This window comes from Rhodococcus sp. KRD162, assembly GCF_017168335.1.
GTDB lineage: Bacteria > Actinomycetota > Actinomycetes > Mycobacteriales > Mycobacteriaceae > Rhodococcoides.
Window position 1 is genome coordinate 243806 of sequence record NZ_JABFAU010000015.1, and the last position, 20973, is coordinate 264778.

General features: G+C 65.6%; 1 protein-coding gene. It reads right to left on the reverse strand.

The annotated features are described in order from the left end of the window. Positions 1-24: 24 nt before the first annotated feature. The gene (locus tag J1M87_RS21860; RefSeq protein WP_307830900.1) at positions 25-20913 is read right to left on the reverse strand and encodes a non-ribosomal peptide synthase/polyketide synthase; all 20889 of its coding nucleotides are present in this window, start codon (positions 20911-20913) and stop codon (positions 25-27) included. Positions 20914-20973: the final 60 nt, after the last annotated feature.

The window sequence follows — 20973 nt, forward strand, 5'->3', positions numbered from 1 at the left end:
CACAACCGGCGAGCTCGGCTTTCGTCACGACGACGCGATCACCGACTCCGCCCGTTCGATCAACGATGCCAGAGCGGTCGACAGCCCCTCTGCACCGAGGGCGGGCAAGATGCCCGGAATCAGTGCCGACAACGTCACCGTCACCAGAGCTTGCGGCTTCATCGACGAGCCCATCGTTGCCGACATCTGCGACAGCTTGTCCTCGAACACCGAGAACGTCAGCTGCGTCGTTCCGTGTTCGAGAGCGACCGCATCGGGTGCGACGGCCGCTGCCCCGGCCACGAGTTCGGGCAGATCGTCCACCGTCTTGGGCTTGGTGCGCGGCGCGAACTCCGCCTTCTCCTCCTCGGACAGGATGTCGATGGACCGCAGCACCACATCGGGATCCGAGACCACGGTGTGCAAGATCCGCAGCAGGCGCTCTGCGAACGTCGCCACCGACGATTCGTCGAGAATCGACGTCGCGTAGGTGAAGGTCGCCTCGATGTCCTGCAGTGCACCGGTGTCGTCGAATGTCTCGACGGCGGTCAGCTGCAGATCGAATTTGGCCTGGTCATCGCCCGCAGGCAGCGCGTTCACCTGCAGACCCGGCAACTCGAACGTTCCGGTCACATGGTTCTGGAACGTCAACATCGCCTGGAACAACGGCGTGTACGCGCTCGACCGCGCCCGGCCCAGTGCGTCGACGAGCCGCTCGAAGGGGACGTCAGCATGCCCGAATGCCGCGAGGTCCTTGTCCTTTGCCTGCTGCAGCAGCTCGACGAAGGTCTCGTTCGGGTCGATCCGGGTCCGCAGTACCAACGTGTTGACGAACATGCCGACCAGGTCGTCCAACTGCTGCTCACCGCGACCGGCGGTAGGCGTGCCGATCGTGATGTCGGACGAGTTGCTCAGTCTGCCGAGCAGTACGGCGAATGCACTGTGCACCACCATGAACGTCGTCGCCGCGTGTTCACGGGCGATCTTCTCGATCGCGGACGCGATCTCGGTGCCGAAAGAGAACTCGTACGAGGCACCCTGCATCGTCGGGCGCGGCGGGCGCGGCCGATCCAGCGGAAGGGTCAACTGTTCCGGCGCTCCGGCCAACTCCTCCGTCCAGTACGCCAGTTGCTTCGAGAGCGGACTGTCGGGATCGCTCTCACTGCCGAGCACCTCTCGCTGCCACAGCGCGAAGTCGGCGTACTGCACCTCGAGCGGAGTCCATCCGGGCATCTCCCCCGCGACCCGTGCGGTGTAGGCCACCATGACATCGCGGATCAGCGGGCCCATCGAGAAACCGTCGGCCGCGATGTGATGTGCCACGACGGCGAGGACGTACTCGTCATCGCCTGCCTGCAGCAGTGCCGCTCGAACCGGGACGGCCTTCGTGACGTCGAATCCGGTGCCCAGAATCTCGGTCAGTCGAGACACGACGGCATCCGGTGCCACCGGCTCCGGTGTCAGGTCTACCCCGACCTCGGCCACGGCCCCGATCTCCTGGACGGGCCCGTCCACCGAATCCGGGTAGGCCGTGCGCAGAATCTCGTGGCGGGCGAGTACGTCCTCGAATGCCCCACGCAGGGAGTCGATATCGAGTGCGCCGGTCAGCCGAACCGCCACGGGAATGTTGTACGCCGCCGAGCCGGGATCGATTCGGTTGATCGTCCACATTCTTTCCTGGGCGATCGAGAGCGGCAGCAGATCCGGCCGCTCACGGACAGTCAGTTCTCGGCGCGCACCGCCGCCGACCAGTGGGGCGATGTGCGCGGCCAAACCGGCGACGGAGGACGCCGCGAACACCGCACGCACGGGAATCTGCGCATCGAGCGACTGGCCCAACCTCGAGACCAACTGCGTTGCGATCAGGGAGTTTCCACCGAGGGCGAAGAAGTCGTCGTCGAGACCGACGCGGTCGAGACCGAGCAGTTCCGCCACGGTCGCAGCGACGATCTCCTCGATCGGGTTGACCGGGGCGCGGAACTCGGCGGCCTCGAACTGGGGTGCAGGCAACGCTTTTCGATCCAGCTTGCCGTTGGCGTTGAGCGGAAGCGCCTCCAGGACGACGAACGCATCCGGAACCATGTACGACGGCACAGCGCGAGCGAGTTCCGTTTCGACGACGGCCACCTCTACTACGGCTCCGGCCCGCCCGACGACGTAGGCGACCAACTGGTCCCCCATCGATTCGCCCGAATACACGAGCACGGCGGCCTCCGCCACCGTGGCCTGAGCCCGCAGAGCAGACTCGATTTCGCCGAGTTCGATGCGGAACCCGCGAATCTTGACCTGGAAGTCGGCACGCTCGATGTACTCGAGGCGAGCTGCCGCCGCTACACCGTCGACCAGCGGCACTCGCCAGCGCACGAGGTCGCCGGTGCGATACATCCGAGAACCGTTCGCGTCGAACGGATTCGCCACGAATCGCTCCGCCGTCAGGTCCGGCCGTCCGAAGTATCCGCGCGCGAGCTGCGCTCCCGCGAGGTAGAGCTCTCCGCTGACCCCGGCAGGCACCGGATGCAGGCGGGAGTCGAGAACGAACACCGTGGTGTTGGCCTCGGGCACACCGATCGGCACGGTCACCGTGTCGTCGTCGGTGACCGGATGCGAGGTCACCGACACCGCGGCCTCGGTCGGGCCGTACAGGTTGTGCAGCTCGGCGGAACCGTTGTGCCGCCGGAAATCCTGCGCCACCGCTGCGGGTAGTGCTTCACCGATGGCCAGGACCCGTCGCAGATCCGGTGACAGCTCACCCGCGGCAACGGTGCCGAGCATCGACAACATCGACGGCACCAGATGCAGCGTCGTCACCGCGTGCCGACGGACCAGTGCGAGCAGGTAGTCGGGATCGCGATGTCCGTCCGCGTTCGCAACGACGAGTCGCCCACCCGAGGTCAGCTGCGACCAGAACTCCCACACCGACAGGTCGAATGTCGCCGCGGTCTTGAGCAGCGACGCATCGGTCTCGTCGAGGCCGTACTCCTCGCGCATCCAGTTCAACTGGTTGACGACGGCACCGTGCGAGACGGCTACGCCCTTGGGCCGACCGGTCGAACCGGAGGTGAAGATCACGTAGGCCGTGTTGTCGGCGCAGAGTGCCCCGCATCTCTCGGAGGGCTGCACCGGCGCAGCAGAGTAGCTCGCAAGATCGAGCTGCGTCAGATCGACGACTGTTGCTGCAGCCGAGATCTCCGACCCGACGGCACCGGAGGTCAGTACGCACAGCGGAGCTGCGGTCCCCAACACCATCGCGTTGCGTTCGGCCGGCTGGTCCGGATCGATCGGGACGTAGGCTCCACCGGCCATCGAGATGGCGTACATGCCGACGAGCAGATCCACCGATCGCCGAATGGCAAGCCCCACGGGCACTTCGGGTCCCACACCCAGGCCGATCAGGTGGCGGGCCAGACGAGACACCCGTTCGGAGAACTCGCCGTACGTCAGCGTGCCCTCGTCGTGCACGAGAGCAGTGGCGTCGCCGTGACGCGCTGCCGAGTCCACGAACAGATCGGCGAGCGTGCCGCCACCCACGGAATCGAAGTCACGGTCGGTGTCGTTCCACTCGTCGACGATCGCGGGCAGCTCACCGTCGAGGAACAGGTCCAGGTCGCCGACCGGGGTCGACGGCGAGGCCACAACGGCGTCGAGAACCGCCTCGAAGCGTGCGACGACCGAGCGTGCGGTGCCCTCGTCGAACAGATCGGTCGCGTAGGTCAACAACGCATCGAAGCCGCCCGGTGCCTGGTCGTCGCGCTGGGCCTCCTCGTCGCTCGGGGCGTCGGAGACGATCAGGTGCAGGTCGAACTGCGAGGTTCCGGTCTCGGTGTCGAGTGCCGAGATGTCCAGTCCGTCCAGCTCGAACTCTCGCCGCGCGAAGTTCTGGAACGAGAAGCCGACCTGGAACAGCGGGTGGCGCGCCGTCGACCGAGTGGGGTTGACGACCTCGACGAGCCGCTCGAACGGTATGTCGGAGTTCGCGAAGGCCTGCAGATCGGTTTCTCGAGCTGCGTCGAGGAGGTCTTCGAAACTCGCCTCGGCCGCGACGTCGAGCCGCAGCACCAACGTGTTCACGAACATGCCGACGAGGTTTTCGATGTCCGCTTCACCACGACCCGCGATGGGGGTTCCGACGACGATGTCCGGCGATCCCGACAGGCGCGAGAGCAGCACGGCGAACGCCGCGTGCACCGCCATGAACACCGTTGCGTTGTGTGTGCGCGCCAACTCGGTCAACCGAGCATGCGCGGCTGCGTCGATCCGGAAATCGACACGACCGCCGCGGAAGGTCTGCTCGGCGGGACGCGGCCGATCGAGCGGTAGTTCGATCTGCTCGGGCAGCTCGGCCAGAGCAGTTTCCCAGTACCGAATCTGCTGCGCAGCAATCGATTCGGAGTCTTCCTCGGAACCGAGAACCTCGCGTTGCCACAGTGCGTAATCGGCGTACTGCACCGGCAGCGGCGCCCACGCCGGATCCGAACCGCGGGTCCGCGCCGCGTAGGCGGTCATGACATCGGTGGACAGCGGCATCACCGACAGACCATCGGCACTGATGTGGTGGATGACCATGCCGAGTACGAATTCGGTGTCCGAGACTCGGAAGAGCGCGGTCTTCAGCGGAACCTGGGTCGTGACGTCGAACGTCGAGGCCAGCAGCTCCAGAACTCGCGCGGTCACCGACTCCGCGTCGGTGTCGATCACCTCGAGTGTGGTGGGCACCTCCGACATGGGCACGATCACCTGATGCGGGCCCTCGGGTGAGTCCGGGTACACCGATCGCAGAGTTTCGTGACGCTCGATGACGTCGGAGACGGCACGCTGCAACGCGTCGACGTCCAGGCGTCCGCTGAGTCGAAGCGCGAACGGGATGTTGTATGCCGTGGACTCGGAATCGAAGCGGTTGAGGAACCACATCCGCTGCTGCGCGAGCGAGAGCGGAACTCGGCTCGGCCGGGTCGAGGCCACCAGCGCCGGCCGCGCAGCTGCGCCCGAACCCTGTTCGACCCGGGCTGCAAGAGCCGCGACCGTCGGGGCCTCGAACAGTGCACGGACGGGAACGGTCGTGTCCGCTGCAACACCCAGTCTGGACACCACCTGAGTTGCCACCAGCGAGTTGCCGCCGAGTTCGAAGAAGTCGTCGTCGAGACCGACGCGTTCGACGCCGAGAACGTCGGCGAAAACCTCGGCGACCATCTCCTCCACCGGAGTGACCGGAGACCGGAACCGACGAGTGCGCGCGGCGGGCTCGGGCAGGGCTCGGCGGTCCAGCTTTCCATTGCCGGTCAACGGAATTGCGTCGAGAACCACGAAAGCCGAGGGCACCATGTACTCGGGAAGGTTCTCCCCGACCGCCGCTCTGACGACGTCGACGTCGATGGTCGACTCGGCTGCGGGCACCACGTAGGCCACCAAGCGGGTGGCACCTGGAGTGTCCTCACGCACGATCACCGCGGTCTGCCCGACGGCAGGAGCGGACGCGACGGCGGACTCGACCTCGCCCAGCTCGATGCGGAAGCCGCGGATCTTGACCTGGTCGTCGGCGCGGCCGACGAACTCGAGCTCTCCGTCGGTCGACCACCGTGCCACGTCACCGGTGCGGTACAGCACGGATCCGTCGGCTGCGAAGGGATCGGCCACGAATCTCGTCGCGCTCAATCCTGGTCGCCCGAGATACCCGCGCGCGACCTGACCACCGGAGACGTACATCTCCCCTGGAACGCCCGCGGGTACCAGCGACAGACGCGAATCCAGTACGTATACCGACAGCCCGGAGATGGCGCGACCCACCAGCGATCCCGATGCCTGCGCCGCGGACTGCGCGTCCACGACGCGGTGCGAGACGTGGACCGTGGTTTCGGTGATGCCGTACATGTTGACCAGTTGCGGGGACTCGTCTCCGTGCCGCTCGAACCAACCGGCCAGTCGCCGCAGCTCGAGCGCCTCGCCACCGAACACGATGTACCGCAACGAATAGTCGGCGGCCGAGCCTGCGGTGCGATCGACCTGATCGAGCTGATAGAACGCGGACGGAGTCTGGTTGAGCACGGTGACATGCTCACGAACGAGCAGCTCGCGCAGAGCTTCCGGCGACCTGGACGTGAAGTAGTCGACCACGACGACGCTACCGCCGGTGGTCAGCGGACCCCACAGTTCCCACACCGAGAAATCGAACGCGAAGGAGTGGAACAGAGTCCACACGTCATCGCGGCCGAACCCGAAGTGTCGCTGGGTGTTCGCCAACAACCGCACGACGTTGCGATGCGGGATCAGCACGCCCTTGGGCTTACCCGTCGAACCCGAGGTGTAGATGACGTAAGCAGCACCGGCTGCGGTCGCCGGAGTCGGATCGACGGCCGCGAGGACGTTCTCGGTCGCGTCGGCGTCGATATCGATCCTGGGCAACTGCTCCGGAAGCGCCACCTCGACACCGGACCACGTGAGTACGGCCACCGGACGGGAGTCGGTGAGAACGAACTCGATACGCTCGGCCGGGTAGGACGGATCGATCGGGACGTAGGCACCCCCGGCTTTGAGCACCGCGAGCAGTGCCACGACGAGATCGGCGGTACGTGGCAACACGACGGCGACCAAGGTCTCCGGTCCGACCCCCTGAGCGGCAAGGGTTCCGGCCAGTGCCGTCGAGGACTCGTCGATCTCTCGATAACTCGTGGTGGCACCCTCGAACACCACTGCGGGAGCGTCGGGGTCCTCGGCAACCCGAGCGGCGAAGAGATCGACGATCGTGTCGAGCGAATCGGCGACGGCGGGCGCGTCCTGGGCGAGTGCGAGCACCCGGGTGCGTTCGGCTTCGTCCATCACCGGGACGTCGCCGATTCGCTGGCCCGGATCACGTGCCACGGACTCGAGGACACCGATCAGCCGCTCACCGATCGTGCGCGCCGTGGTGTCGTCGTACAGGTCTCGGGCGAAGGTGACATCGATGGTCATGCCGCCGTCGATGTGGTTGTCGGTCAACGTGAACTGAACGTCGAACTTGGCCGTCTCGACGTCGAGGTCGACGGCGCGCACACTCAGTCCGGGCAGTTCGAGCTCGGTCTGCTCCATGTTCTGCACGGTCAGCATCACCTGCACGAGCGGATGACGAGCCGCCGAACGCGGTGGATCGAGTACCTCGACGAGGCGTTCGAACGGCACCTCGGCATGGGCGAACGCCGACAGGTCGGTCTCGCGTGCCCGAGCCAGAAGCTCCGTGAACGCGCCGCCGTGATCGATATCGGTCCGCAGCACCAGCGTGTTGACGAACATTCCGATGACGTCGTCGAGGGCTGCCTCACCGCGCCCTGCGACCGGAGTACCGATCGCGATGTCGGTCTCGCCGGACAGACGGGCGAGCAGCACCGCCAGCGAGGAATGCAGCACCATGAACAGCGAGCTCTGGTTGGCGTGGGCCACGTCGACGAGGCGAGCGTGCGTGTCCGCGTCGAGGGTCAGCGTGATGTTGCCGCCGCGATACGAGGAACGGTCCGGGCGGACGCGATCGCCGGGGAAGGTGATCTCCTCCGGCAGCGAGGACAGTGCGCGAGTCCAGTGCCGAATCTGGTTCGAGACCGGTGACTTCGGATCCTCCTCCGAACCGAGAACGGCCTGCTGCCAGAGGGTGTAGTCGACATAGCGGACGGCGAGCGGGGCCCAATCCGGCTCGGTACCCGCGCTGCGGGCCGCATACGCGACCATCAGATCTCGGGTCATCGGCCCGACCGAGAAGCCGTCGGCAGCGATGTGATGGGTGACGAAGACCAGAACGTGTCGGCTCGGCTCCAGCTCCAACAACGCGGCGCGGAGCGGGGGCGCTCCGGTGACATCGAATCCGCTCATCGCCAATTCCATCAGCGCTGAAGGTAGTTCCCCGGCGGTGGTTGGACGCGGTAGCAGATCGGGAACAACCTGCGCTGCCGGGACGATCACCTGAGATGCGACGCCGTCCACCTCCGGGTAGACCGTTCGTAGCGACTCGTGTCGTTCGATGACATCGGCCACTGCCGCGCGCAGAGCCGCGATGTCGAGGTGGCCGCTCAGTTCGATGGCGACGGGGAGGTTCTCCGTCGCGGACTCGGGGTCGAACCGGTTGAGGAACCACATTCGGCGCTGCGCGAGCGACAGTGGTACCACGTCCGGCAGATCGGTACGCACCAACGGGATTCGACGGCCCGAACCCGAGAGTTCATCGAGCCTGGCTGCCAGCGCGGAAACCGTCGACGCCTCGAAGATGGTCCGAACGGTCACCGTGGTGTCCAGTGCCGCACCAATTCTCGACGCGACCCTGGTGGCGACGAGTGAGTTACCGCCGAGGGCGAAGAACTCGTCGTCGGCACCGACCACGTCGATGCCAAGCACATCGCGGAACACCTCGGCCACCACGCGCTCGGAGGTCGTCGCAGGTGCCCGGAAGGCACGCTGCTCGATGTTCGGCTCCGGTAGTGCGCGCCGATCGAGCTTGCCGTTGGGTGTCAACGGAAGTGCGTCGAGTACGACGGTCGCTGCCGGGACCATGTATCCCGCCAGCGAACGCGACGCGAACTCCGTCAGTTCGGCGACGTCGACCGTTCCGCCGATCGTCGGCACGACGTATGCGACCAGTTGATCGCCGGTGGATGCGGTCTGCCGAACCAGTACTACGGCGGACTCCACGGAGGGATGTCGACGAAGCACGGTTTCGATCTCGCCGAGTTCGATCCGGAGCCCGCGCAGTTTCACCTGGAAGTCGGTGCGGCCCAGGTACTCCAATCGTCCGGAGCCGTTCGACGACGAGCGCCAGCGCACGAGGTCGCCGGTGCGGTACATGCGTTCGCCCGGTGCGCCGAACGGGTCGGGAAGGAATCGATCGGCCGTCAGATCCGCTCGCCCGAGGTATCCGCGCGCCAGCTGGACACCGGCGAGATACAGCTCACCCCCGACCCCTGGAGCGACCGGCGACAACCGTGCGTCGAGGACGTAGGTTCTGGTGTTCCACACCGGAACCCCGATCGGTACCAGGTCCACGTCGGCCTCGGAGACCGGGTGGTAGGTGACGTCGACCGCTGCCTCGGTCGGGCCGTAGAGATTGTGCAGTGCAACGCCCGGCAGCACCCGTCGAACGCGGTCGCCGACCTCGGCAGGCAACGCCTCGCCGGAGGCGAACAACATCCGCAGCGAGGTGGATGCGGTGGACGCATCGGCGGCCGCGACGGACACGAAGACCTCGAGCAGCGAGGGCACGAAGTGTGCCGTGGTGACTGCGTGGGCCTCGATCAGCGCGAGCAGGTACTGGGGATCTCGGTGCCCGTCCGGCTTCGCGATGACCAGCTGTGCACCGATCTGCAACGGCCAGAACAGTTCCCACACCGACACGTCGAACGTGACCGGGGTCTTCTGCAGCACGACATCGTCGGCGGCGAGCTGGTATTCCGACTGCATCCACACCAGACGGTTGACGATCGCCTCGTGCGACACAGCCACACCCTTGGGGCGGCCGGTCGAACCCGAGGTGAAGATGACGTACGCCGGGTTCGACGGCGACAGCGCGCGGATTCTGTCCGAGTCGGTGATCGGGTCGTCGGAGAATTCCGACAGGTCGAGTGTGTCGATGGCGATCACCTCGACCCCGCCTGCCTCCACCGTCTCTCGCGAGGTGGTGAGCACGCAGATCGGCGTTGCGGTGTCGAGTACGTGATCGATGCGCTCGCTCGGCTGATCGGGGTCGATCGGCACGTACGCGCCGCCGGCCGCGACGATCGCATGAATTCCGACGAGCAACTCCACCGAGCGACGGGCGGCGATGCCCACCGCCGTCTCCGGGCCGACGCCACGGCCGATCAGGAACCGCGCCAGCCGGGCCACCCGCGCCTGAAACTCGCCGTAGGTGACGGTCTCGTCTCCGAATATCAGTGCAGGGGAATCTGGTTCGACTGCTCGACCGAGCGAGGCCAATGTCTGTGCTCGATCGACCGGGTGATCGGTGTCGTTCCACTCGACCAGAACTCGGCTTCGTTCGGCGGGCTCGAGAAGATCGATGTCGCCGACCACCGTCGAGAGGTTGCCTGCCACGGCTTCCAGCACCGTGATCAGTCGCTCGCCCAACGTCACGACCGTCGATTCGTCGAACAGATCGGTCGCGTAGGTCACATCGACGGTCATGCCCTGCGCGGCACCGCCAGGTCCGATGGATTCGACGAAGGTGAACTGCAGGTCGAACAACGCGACCAGGGTCTCGAAATCGACCCCGGATACCGACAGACCCGGCAGTTCGAGATCTTTCTGCCTCAGGTTCTGGAACGCGAGTACCACCTGAACCAGCGGGTGCCGCGCCGTGGATCGGGCGGGATTGAGGATCTCGACCAACCGCTCGAACGGCACATCGACGTGCGCCAACGCAGACAGGTCGGTCTCTCGGGTGTCGGCGAGGATCTGATCGAATCGACGCGCAGTATCGATCTCGGTACGCAGCACCAGAGTGTTGACGAACATGCCGATCAGGTCGTCGAGCGCGGCCTCGCCACGACCGGCGACCGGGGTACCGATGGCGATGTCGGTTTCACCGGACAACCGTGACAGCAACACCGCGAGCGAGGTGTGTACCAACATGAACAGCGAGGCATTCTCGCGACGGGCAGCTTCGATCAGCGATCGGTGCAGATCCTCGTCGATGGAGAAGCGCACGAGCGCACCGCTGTTCGACGCCACCGCGGGTCGCGGACGGTCCGACGGCACGTCGAGTTGATCGGGCAGGCCGGCCAATGCGGTTGTCCAGTAGTCGATCTGCTGCGAGACGACGGACTTCGGGTCGTCCTCGGAGCCGAGCACCTTGCGTTGCCACAGGCTGTAGTCGGCGTAGTCCACCTGAAGCGGAGACCAGTAGGGATCCTGGTTCATCGACCTCGCCGCGTACGCGTTCATCACATCGCGGGTCAGCGGACCCAGTGAGAAGCCGTCGGCCGCGATGTGGTGCACGACGAACACCAGTAGGTGCTCGGTCGGGCTGATCTCGAAGAGCCGAGTACGGAACGGCAGATCCTTCGACAGGTCGAATCCCGTGGTCGCCAGCTCGCGCATGGCGTCGGCCACCTGGTCTGCGGAGATGTCGATCGGCGTCAGTTCCGGTGTGGCCGAGTCTGCGTCGACGATGACCTGATGCGCCGTGCCGTCGGTCTCGGGGAAGACCGTGCGCAGCGATTCGTGCCTGGCCACGACGTCCGCCACGGCGATCTGCATCGCCCGACGGTCGAGCAGGCCGGACAGCCGGACGGCGATCGGAATGTTGTTGGCCGCCGATTCGGTGTCGAATTTGTTGAGGAACCACATCCGCTGCTGGGCGAGCGAGAGCGGGATGTGCTCCGGCCGCTCCTGCGGCACCAGAGCCGGCCTGCTGCCGGTGGCGACCAGAGTGCCGAGCCGCGCAGCGAGATCGGTCACCGTCGAGGCGTCGAACAACTCCCGGACCGCGATTCGAGTGTCCATGGCGACACCCAGCCGGGAGACCAGTTGCGTTGCAATGAGCGAGTTTCCGCCGAGCTCGAAGAAATCGTCGTCGAGGCCCACCCGCTCGATGCCGAGCACCTGCGCAAATACCTCGGCCACGGTGCGCTCGATGTCGTTGGTCGGCTCTCGATACTCGGTGACCTCGAATTCGGGGTCCGGCAATGCCTTGCGGTCGAGCTTTCCACTGGCACCCAACGGGAACTCGTCGAGCACGATCAGCGTCGACGGCACCATGTACTCCGCCAGGCGGGAGCGCAAGTTCGCCAGCACTGCCGTGGTGTCCACCGATACCCCGGCAGGCACGACGTAACCCACGAGTTGTTCGCGTCGGACCACGACGACCGCCTGAGCAATCGGTCGCTGAGCCAGCAGAGCCGACTCGATCTCACCGAGTTCGATGCGCAGGCCGCGCAACTTCACCTGGAAGTCCGAGCGGCCGACGTATTCGAGTTCGCCGGCTCGGTTCCAACGGACGACGTCTCCGGTGCGGTAGAGCCGTTCTCCGTCCGCAGAGTACGGATGAGCCACGAATCGATCTGCAGTCAGGTCCGGTCGTCCCACGTAGCCGCGGGCCAACTGTGTGCCCGCGAGGTAGAGCTCACCGGCGACTCCGACCGGTGTGGGCTGTAGACGCGAATCCAGTACGTAGACAGCGGTGTTCCACACCGGAGCGCCGATCGGCATCACCTCCGAATCCTCGTCGACCACCTCGTGATAGGTGACGTCGACAGCAGCCTCGGTGGGTCCGTACAGGTTGTGCAGTGACACTGCACGCACGGCCTGGCGCAGATCGCGCGCGGTGGTGGGAGGGAGAGCCTCACCGGAGGCGAACACCATTCGCAGCGACGCGCCCGAGGCACGGCGACGCTCGACCTCCGGCACGAACACCGACATCATCGACGGCACGAAGTGCACCACCGACACCTGTTCGCGAGCAATGACATCGAGCAGGTAGGCCGCATCGCGGTGACCGTCCGGGAGAGCGATAGCCACCGAAGCGCCGTTCTGCAGCGCCCAGAAGAACTCCCACACCGAGACATCGAACGTCGTCGGCGTCTTCTGCAGCACCACGTCCGCCGCGGTCAGTTGGTACTCGTGCTGCATCCACAGCAGCCGGTTGACGATGGCCTCGTGCGACACCCCGACACCCTTTGGCCTACCGGTCGATCCCGAGGTGAAGATCACGTACGCGGTGTTGCTCGCGCGCAGTGGTGCGATGCGGTCGGTGTCGGTCAGCGGGGTGGAGGGCAGGTGCGACACGTCGAGAGTGTCGATGTCGATCGTCTCGACGCCGTCGAACTCCACGTGATCGCCTGTCGTGGACAGCACCCGGATCGGCGCGGCGGTCTTCACGATGTACTCGTTGCGATCGGCAGGCTGCATCGGATCGACCGGGACGTATCCGGCGCCCGCCTTCACGATCGCGTACATACCGACGAACAACTCCACGCTGCGCCCGATGGCGAGCCCGACCAGCGAATCCGGCCCCACTCCGAGCGAGATCAGAGCTCGCGCAAGGCGATTGACCCGCGCATCGAACTGGGCGTACGTCAGTCGCTCACCCTCGAACACCAGCGCAGGAGCGTCGGGGCTGTCGGCGACCTGACGGTCGAACAGATCCACCAACGTCACGTTCTTCGGCACCCGGTGTTCGGTGTCGTTCCACTCGGTCACCACACGTTCGCGCTCGCCGTCGTCGAGCAGGTCGATATCGCCCACCGCGACCGTCGGATCGGAGACCACTGCGGTCAGCATCCGCACGAACCGTTCGGAGAAGCCGCGAACGGTGTCGGCATCGAACAGGTCGGTGGCGTACGTCAGTTCGGCGGTCATTCCCTGCCCGCGACCGTCGACCCCGATCGATTCCGTGACCGTCAGCTGCAGATCGAACTTCGCCACCTCGGCGTCGAGAGCGACACTGTCCACCGACAGGCCCGGTAGGTCCACGTGTGTACGGGTGAGATTCTCGAACGAGAGCATCACCTGGAACAGCGGGTGCCGAGCCTGCGAGCGCGATGGATTGAGCACCTCGACCAAACGCTCGAACGGCAGATCTGCATGGCCGAAGGCCCCGAGCGCCACCTCTCGTGCTCTGCCGATCTGTTCGGAGAACGTGCGCCCGGAGTCGATGTCGGTGCGCAGCACAAGGGTGTTGACGAACATGCCGACCACGTCGTCGAGGGCTGCGTCGCCGCGGCCCGCGACGGGAGTTCCGATCGCGATGTCCTCGGTGCCGGACAACCGTGCCAGCAACACTGCCAGAGCAGCATGTACCACCATGAACAACGAGGCATTGTGCGTGTGCGCCAGTGCGGACAGGCCGCGGTGCACCTCGGCCGGTACCTCGAATCGAATCGAAGACCCTTGGTAGGACTGACGATTCGGACGCGGCCGATCGGTCGGCAGATCCAGCTGATCGGGCAGGCCCGCGAGTATGTCGGCCCAGTAGTCGACCTGACCCGAGATCAGCGACTGCGGATCGTCCTCGGAACCCAGAACCGAACGCTGCCACAGGCTGTAATCGGCGTACTGCACATCGAGCGGCATCCACGCCGGGTTCTCCCAGGCAGTACGCGAGGCGTACGCGATCATGAGATCTCGCGCCAGGGGCCCCATCGACCAACCATCGGCCGAAATGTGGTGCACCACCATGGCGATGACGTGCTCGCGTGGACCGATCTCGAACAGCCGAGCCTGGATCGGGACGTTGACGGTGACATCGAACGTCGTCGATGCCAGGGTGAACACCTGCCGCTGGATGTCGGTCGCCGAGGTCGGGATCGGCATCAGGTTCGGCACCGTCTGGGCGGCGTCGAGAATGGTCTGCTGCGGGCCCCGTGCCGTGTCCGGATACACCGTACGCAGAGACTCGTGCCGGTCGATGACATCCATGATCGCGACCTGCAGAGCCGCGACATCGAGTTCACCGGTCAACCGCAGCGCGAAGGGAATGTTGTACGCCGTGGAATCGACGTCGAAACGATTGAGGAACCACATCCGCTGCTGCGCGAGCGAGAGCGGAATTCGCTCGGGCCGAACGGTGGCGACCAGCGCGACACGCCCGCCCTCCCCGGCCGCCTGCTCCACCCGGACCGCCAGCAGCGCGACGGTCGATGCCTCGAACAGCATGCGCACCGGGACGGTCGCGTCGAGAGCGACTCCCAGCCGCGAGACCACCTGCGTGGCGATCAGCGAGTTGCCACCCAACTCGAAGAAGTCGTCGTCCAGTCCGACGCGCTCCACACCGAGGACGTCGGCGAAGACATCGGCAACGATCTCTTCGATCGGCGTTGTGGGGGCGCGGAATTCGCGTACCTCGAACACCGGGGCGGGCAGAGCTCGGCGATCGAGTTTGCCGTTGACGGTCAGGGGGATCGCGTCCAACACGACGAACGCGGACGGCACCATGTAATCCGGAAGGAGTTCGGCGATACCGCTTCTGAGGTCCTCGAGATCGACGACCGGCTTGCCCTCCGCTTCCGCGGAGACCACGTACGCCACCAGTCGCGCGGCACCGGGCGAATCCTCCCGCACGACGACGGCAGCCTGGGTGACGGTCGGGTACGCGGTCACCGCGGCCTCGACCTCGCCGAGTTCGATGCGGAATCCGCGAACCTTGACCTGATCGTCCGAACGTCCGAGGTATTCGAGCTCGCCTGCGGCGTTCCATTGCGCGAGGTCACCGGTTCGGTACAGCAGAGAACCGTCCTCGGACTTCGAGGCGAAGGGGTTCGCCACGAAGCGAACCGAGGTCAGCTCGCGGCGACCGAGGTATCCGCGTGCGAGTTGTCCACCGGCAACGTACATTTCACCGGGAACGCCGACCGGGACCGGGTGCAGTCGAGTGTCGAGCACGTACACGCGCAGACCGGCGATCGGCTTGCCGACGACCGAGGCGCTGGTGCCGACCGAGGAGGACCCGAGGGCCTGGAACGACACGTGCACCGTGGTCTCGGTGATGCCGTACATGTTGATCAGCTGTGGAGTCGTGTCGCCGTGCCGCTCGAACCATCCGGTGAGCCGCCGCTGCTCGAGCGCTTCACCGCCGAAGATCACGTAGCGCAGTGACAGCTCACCACGTGCGGGCGACGCGGCGCGATCGGCCTCGGAGAGTTGATAGAACGCCGATGGCGTCTGGTTGAGCACCGTCACCTGCTCGTCGACGAGCAGGGTGTGGAAGGCCTCGGGCGAACGAGAAGTGAAGTAGTCCACGACCACCAGAGTCCCGCCGTACAACAGCGGACCCCACAGTTCCCACACGGAGAAGTCGAACGCGTACGAGTGGAACATCGTCCAGACGTCCTCGGAACCGAAGCCGTACACCGAATCGGTGTTGGCCAGCAGCCGCACCACGTTCCGGTGCGGAACCATCACGCCCTTGGGACGACCGGTCGAACCGGAGGTGTAGATGACGTACGCGACGTTGTCGGGGCGTAGTGAACCGAGGCGATCGTCATCGGTCACTCGGCTGTCATCGACTGTGGACAGATCGATCGTGTCGATATCCAACAGCGATGCGCCGGTTCGGGATTCGAGGTCCGCGGGCAGTTCGACCGGATGGGTGCCGGAATACAGCACCGTCGTCGGGCGCGCGTCGTCGAGCATGTACTCGACGCGGTCGAGCGGGTAGCTGGGATCGACCGGCAGGTAACCTCCGCCCGCCTTGATCACCGCGACGAGTGCGACGACGAGCTCCGCCGACCTCGGCAGGGCCACGGCCACCAGGCTTTCGGGGCCGACCCCGTGGGAGATCAGTATTCGAGCAAGGCGATTGACGTGTGCGTCGAACTCGGCGTAGGTCATCGACGTGCCGTCGAAACGCACCGCGACGGACTCCGGGACCTTCGACGCCGCAGCATCGAGCAGATCGACCAGCGTCAACTCACGAGAGACGTCCTCTCCTGAGACGTTCCACCGCGAAACCACGGACTCGTACTCGGCGGCGTCGACGATATCGACGTCACCGACCGGGACGGTCGGATCGGTGGTGACTGCGTCCAGAATTGCGAGGAAACGCCGCGCGAAACTCTCGACGAGTTCCGCATCGAACAAATCGGTGGCGTACTCGAACACCGCGTCGATTCCTGCGGGCACTCCGTCGTCGAGATGCTCGGTCAGCCACAGCTGGACGTCGAACTTGGCGATGGGGACGTCGAACTCGGCAGCCACCGCGCGCAGATCGCCCACGGTGAGCTCACGTGACATTGCCGATTCCAGTGAGATCGCGACCTGGAACAGCGGATGCCGCGACGTCGAGCGCACCGGGTTGAGCACCTCGACCAGACGCTCGAACGGCACGTCCGCGTGAGCGAACGCGGACAGGTCGGTCTCGCGTACGCGAGCCACCAGTTCCTCGAAGGTCAACGCCGGGTCGACATCGGTACGCAGCACCAGAGTGTTGACGAACATGCCGACCAGGTCGTCGAGTGCGGGCTCGCCGCGGCCGGCCACCGGTGCTCCGATGGCGATGTCGGTGGTACCGCTGAGCCGAGCGAGCAACAGCGCGTAGGCCGACTGCACGACCATGAACAGCGAAGCATTGCTCGTTCGAGCCAGGTTCGCCAACGATGCATGCAACTGCGCCGGGATATCGATACGCAGCTTGCTGCCTGCATTCGAGGACACTGCGGGCCGAGGACGGCTGGTCGGCAGTGCCAGCTGATCCGGTAGATCTTCGAGAGTTGCGCTCCAGTACGCGATTTCACGGGAGGCCAAAGACAGCGGATCGGTCTCGGGGCCGAGCACCGCGCGTTGCCACAGTGCGTAATCGGCGTATTGAACCTCGAGCGGCGTCCACTCGGGTGCGCGTCCCTTGACGCGACTCGAGTAGGCCACCAGCACATCGCGTGCCAGCGGACCGAAGGATGCGCCGTCCGCGGCGATGTGGTGTAGCACCATGGCGAGTTCGTGATCGGTCGGCGAAATCTCGAACAGCGCGATGCGGAAGGGGGTGTCGACGGTGACGTCGAATCCCTTCGAGACCAGTTCGTGCAGATGGCTGCCCAACTCGCGGCGTTCGATACGAACCGGCACGATCGTCGCCGGGGTTCGCGCCGCCGTCAGTACGACCTGTTCGGGTGAGCCATCGACCTCCGGGTAGACGGTACGCAATGTCTCGTGCCGATCGACGACATCGGCGAACGCGGCCGACAATGCCACCACGTCGAGCGGGCCGGTGAGCCGAACGGAGAACGGCAGGTTGTAGGCCGCGGTCGTGGAGTCGAACCGGTTGAGGAACCACATCCGCTGTTGCGCAGGCGAAAGCGGGATCCGCTCGGGTCGTTCTGCGGACTCCAGCGCGGGGGTTTCCGCCCCTCGACCGGCCGCCGATTCTGCTCTGGCCGCAAGTGCACCGACCGTCGGAGCTTCGAACAACTCGCGAACTCCAAGCCGCACTCCGAGCGCAGCGCCTACCCGGGTCACCAACTGGGTGGCGATGAGCGAGTTACCGCCGAGCTCGAAGAAGTCCTCGTCCAGACCGACCTTGGACGCTCCGAGCAGATCCTCGTAGATGCCTGCGACCACGTAGTCGGCACGACTGCGTGGGGCCCGGTACTTCTTGGCGCTGCTGAACACCGGTTCCGGCAACGCTTTTCGATCCAGCTTTCCGCTGGTGTTGAGCGGTAGCGCGTCGAGAACGACCACGGCGGCAGGCACCATGTAGGACGGCAGCGCATGCCCTGCGAATTCGATCGCCGCGGCGGATTCCACGGAGTGTCCCGGACTCGCGACGACGTAGGCCACCAGCTGGTCGCCGGTGACCGTCTGCACTACCAGGGTCACTGCCTGCGAGATCGATTCGTGCGAGAGCAGAACCGTCTCGATTTCACCCAGTTCGATGCGTTGTCCGCGGAACTTGACCTGAAAGTCGGTGCGGCCGATGTAGTCCAGCACTCCATCGCTACGCCAGCGCACGAGATCGCCGGTGCGGTACATCCGCTCGCCGCCGACACCGAAGGGGTTGGCCACGAAGCGATCCGAGCTCAGATCGGGTCGACCGACGTAGCCTCGCGCGAGCTGGACTCCGGCGAGATACAGCTCGCCCGCTTCACCGATGGGAGTGGGGCGTAGCCGACCGTCGAGAACGAATGCCCTCGTGTTCCACTCGGGGACGCCGATGGGAACGGTGCGGGTGTCCTGCGGGCCGCTGGGGTGATAGGTCACCGAGACGGCGGCCTCGGTCGGCCCGTAGAGATTGTGCAGCCCCGCTCGGCACATCGCGCGGAACGACGCCGCCGTCTCGACCGGAAGGGCCTCACCGATCACGAAGACATGGCGCAGCGAACCGCAGGTGTTCGCAGGCGCGTTGGCGACGAACACCGTCAGCATCGACGGTACGAAATCGGTGACCGTGACCCGGTGTTCGGCGATCTTGTTCGCCACGTACACCGAATCTCGATGCCCGTCCGGTGTCGAGAGCACCATCGTCGCCCCGACCCGCAGCGGGAGGAAGAATCCCCACAGCGAGACATCGAACGTGGTGGCGGTCTTCTGCAGATAGACATCGGAGCTGTCCATCGGGTACTCGGCGAGCATCCACTCCATCTGGTTGTGGATTGCCGAATGCTCGACGGCCACGCCCTTGGGTCGTCCGGTCGAGCCGGAGGTGTAGATGACGTAGGCGGTGTTCGACAACCGCAGTGGCGCAGTGCGTTCGGCGTCTCGAACCGGTGCCGTGGACTGCGAGGTGTAGTCGACGCGATCGACCTCGACCGTCTCGGTTCCCGCGGGCAGTTCCACGTCGTCACGCGAGGAGACCAGAACGCATCGTGGTTGCGCGGAGTCGAGAATGTACGCCGTTCGCTCGGCAGGATGGTCGGGATCGATCGGTACCCAGGCACCGCCTGCAGCCACGATCGCGTACATCCCGACGACGAGGTCGAACGAACGTCGGATAGAGAGTCCGACCAGTGTCTCGGGGCCGACACCCATGTCGATGAGCTGGCGGGCGAGACCGTTGACGCGGGCCGAAAGCTCCCCGTAGCTCAGCCCCTCGCCTTCGTACACCAGCGCGGTCGCGTCGGGATGTGCGGCCGCCGCCTCCTCGAACGCGGACAGCAGCGTCAGCGGGACGGTCTCGTGATCGGTGGCGTTCCATTCGGTGACGACCAGATCGCGTTCGCCGCCGTCCGTCAGCGCCAGATCCCACACGCGGTCCTTCGGCGCGGACGCGACGAATCGGTCGAAGAAGTCGACGAATCGGTTGTGGTTTCGACCGGCCTGCTCCGACCCGTACAGGTTGGGATTGGATTCGAAGTCGATGTGCGTGGTCGACCCGGCGACGCTCGTGTACAAGTTCAAGCCGAAGTCTTCGATGAGGCCGGTGGAGAGGATGTTGATGCCGCCGACCATCGATCCGAGACGCACCTCGCCGAAGAACAGCATGATGTTGACCCACGGGCCGAAGAACGAGGCCTGGCCGCTGGCACCGCCCGCGTCGCGGCGGATGTCCTCGTGTCGATATCGCTGGTGTCGCAGGGCTCCGGACACTTCTGCATTGACCCGTGCGAGCAAGGTCTCGACGGTGGTGTCGGCCGCCACGTCGAGGCGAAGCGGCACGACGTTGGAGACCATTCCGCCGGAGCGGCGAAGTACCGCGGTGGTGCGCGCAGTCACCGGGAGCGAGAGAACGACGTCCTCGCGACCGGTCATCTGTGCCAGGTACGCAGCGAATGCAGCGATGACGATGGTGGCCATCGTCGTGTCGGTCCCGGCGCGCAGAGCTTCGAGCCGCTCCATCGTCTCGGCCGACAGACCGGTGCTGTCGATCTGACTCCGGGCGGCGGGCGCAGCAGTATGCCCGGCCAGGGTGGTGACCCCGTCGATCCCGTCGATGCGCGAGGCCCAGTATTCGCGATCGGCCTCGAAGCGAGTCGAGCCGCGGTAGGCCACGTCGATGTCGTAGACCTTGGTCAGATCCGAGGCCAGATTCTTGCTCGGCTCGGTGCCCTCCACTGCCGCGGTGTAGAGCTCCGCCGCACGGTTCATGAAGGTGACGGCACCGAAACCGTCGAGCACCACGTGGTGCACGCGCTCGTACCAGAACCACACGTCGTCCTCGAGCCGCAGGACGGTGGCGGCGATCAGGCGGTCACGCAGAATGTCGATCGGAGCGCTGTAGTCGGCGTGCATCCACGCCAGAGCGGCCGCCCGCGGATCTGCCTCGTTGCGCAGATCGAGGTAGTTCAGGGAGTCGTCGAGAGTGGGGTCGACCAGCTGTCGGGGCTCGGCGTCGATCTCCACGAGGCGCACGAATCCGGACTGCAGTTCGAGCGCAGCCTGCGAGGAGGCTCGACGGAGCAGCTCCACATCGAGATCGCCGCGCAGTTCGATGTACTGGGCGATGTTGGCAGGTACCGAGGGGTCCACATGCTGGGCGAACCACATCCCCAATTGGGCCGGCGACAGCGGGAACGACGAATGCTGAGGATCGACTGCCTTGTCGTCTCGTCCAGCACCCTCCACACCTAGCGGGTCCAATCGAAGCCTCTCTTTCCCACAATCACACGCGCCCCCACCTGCTGC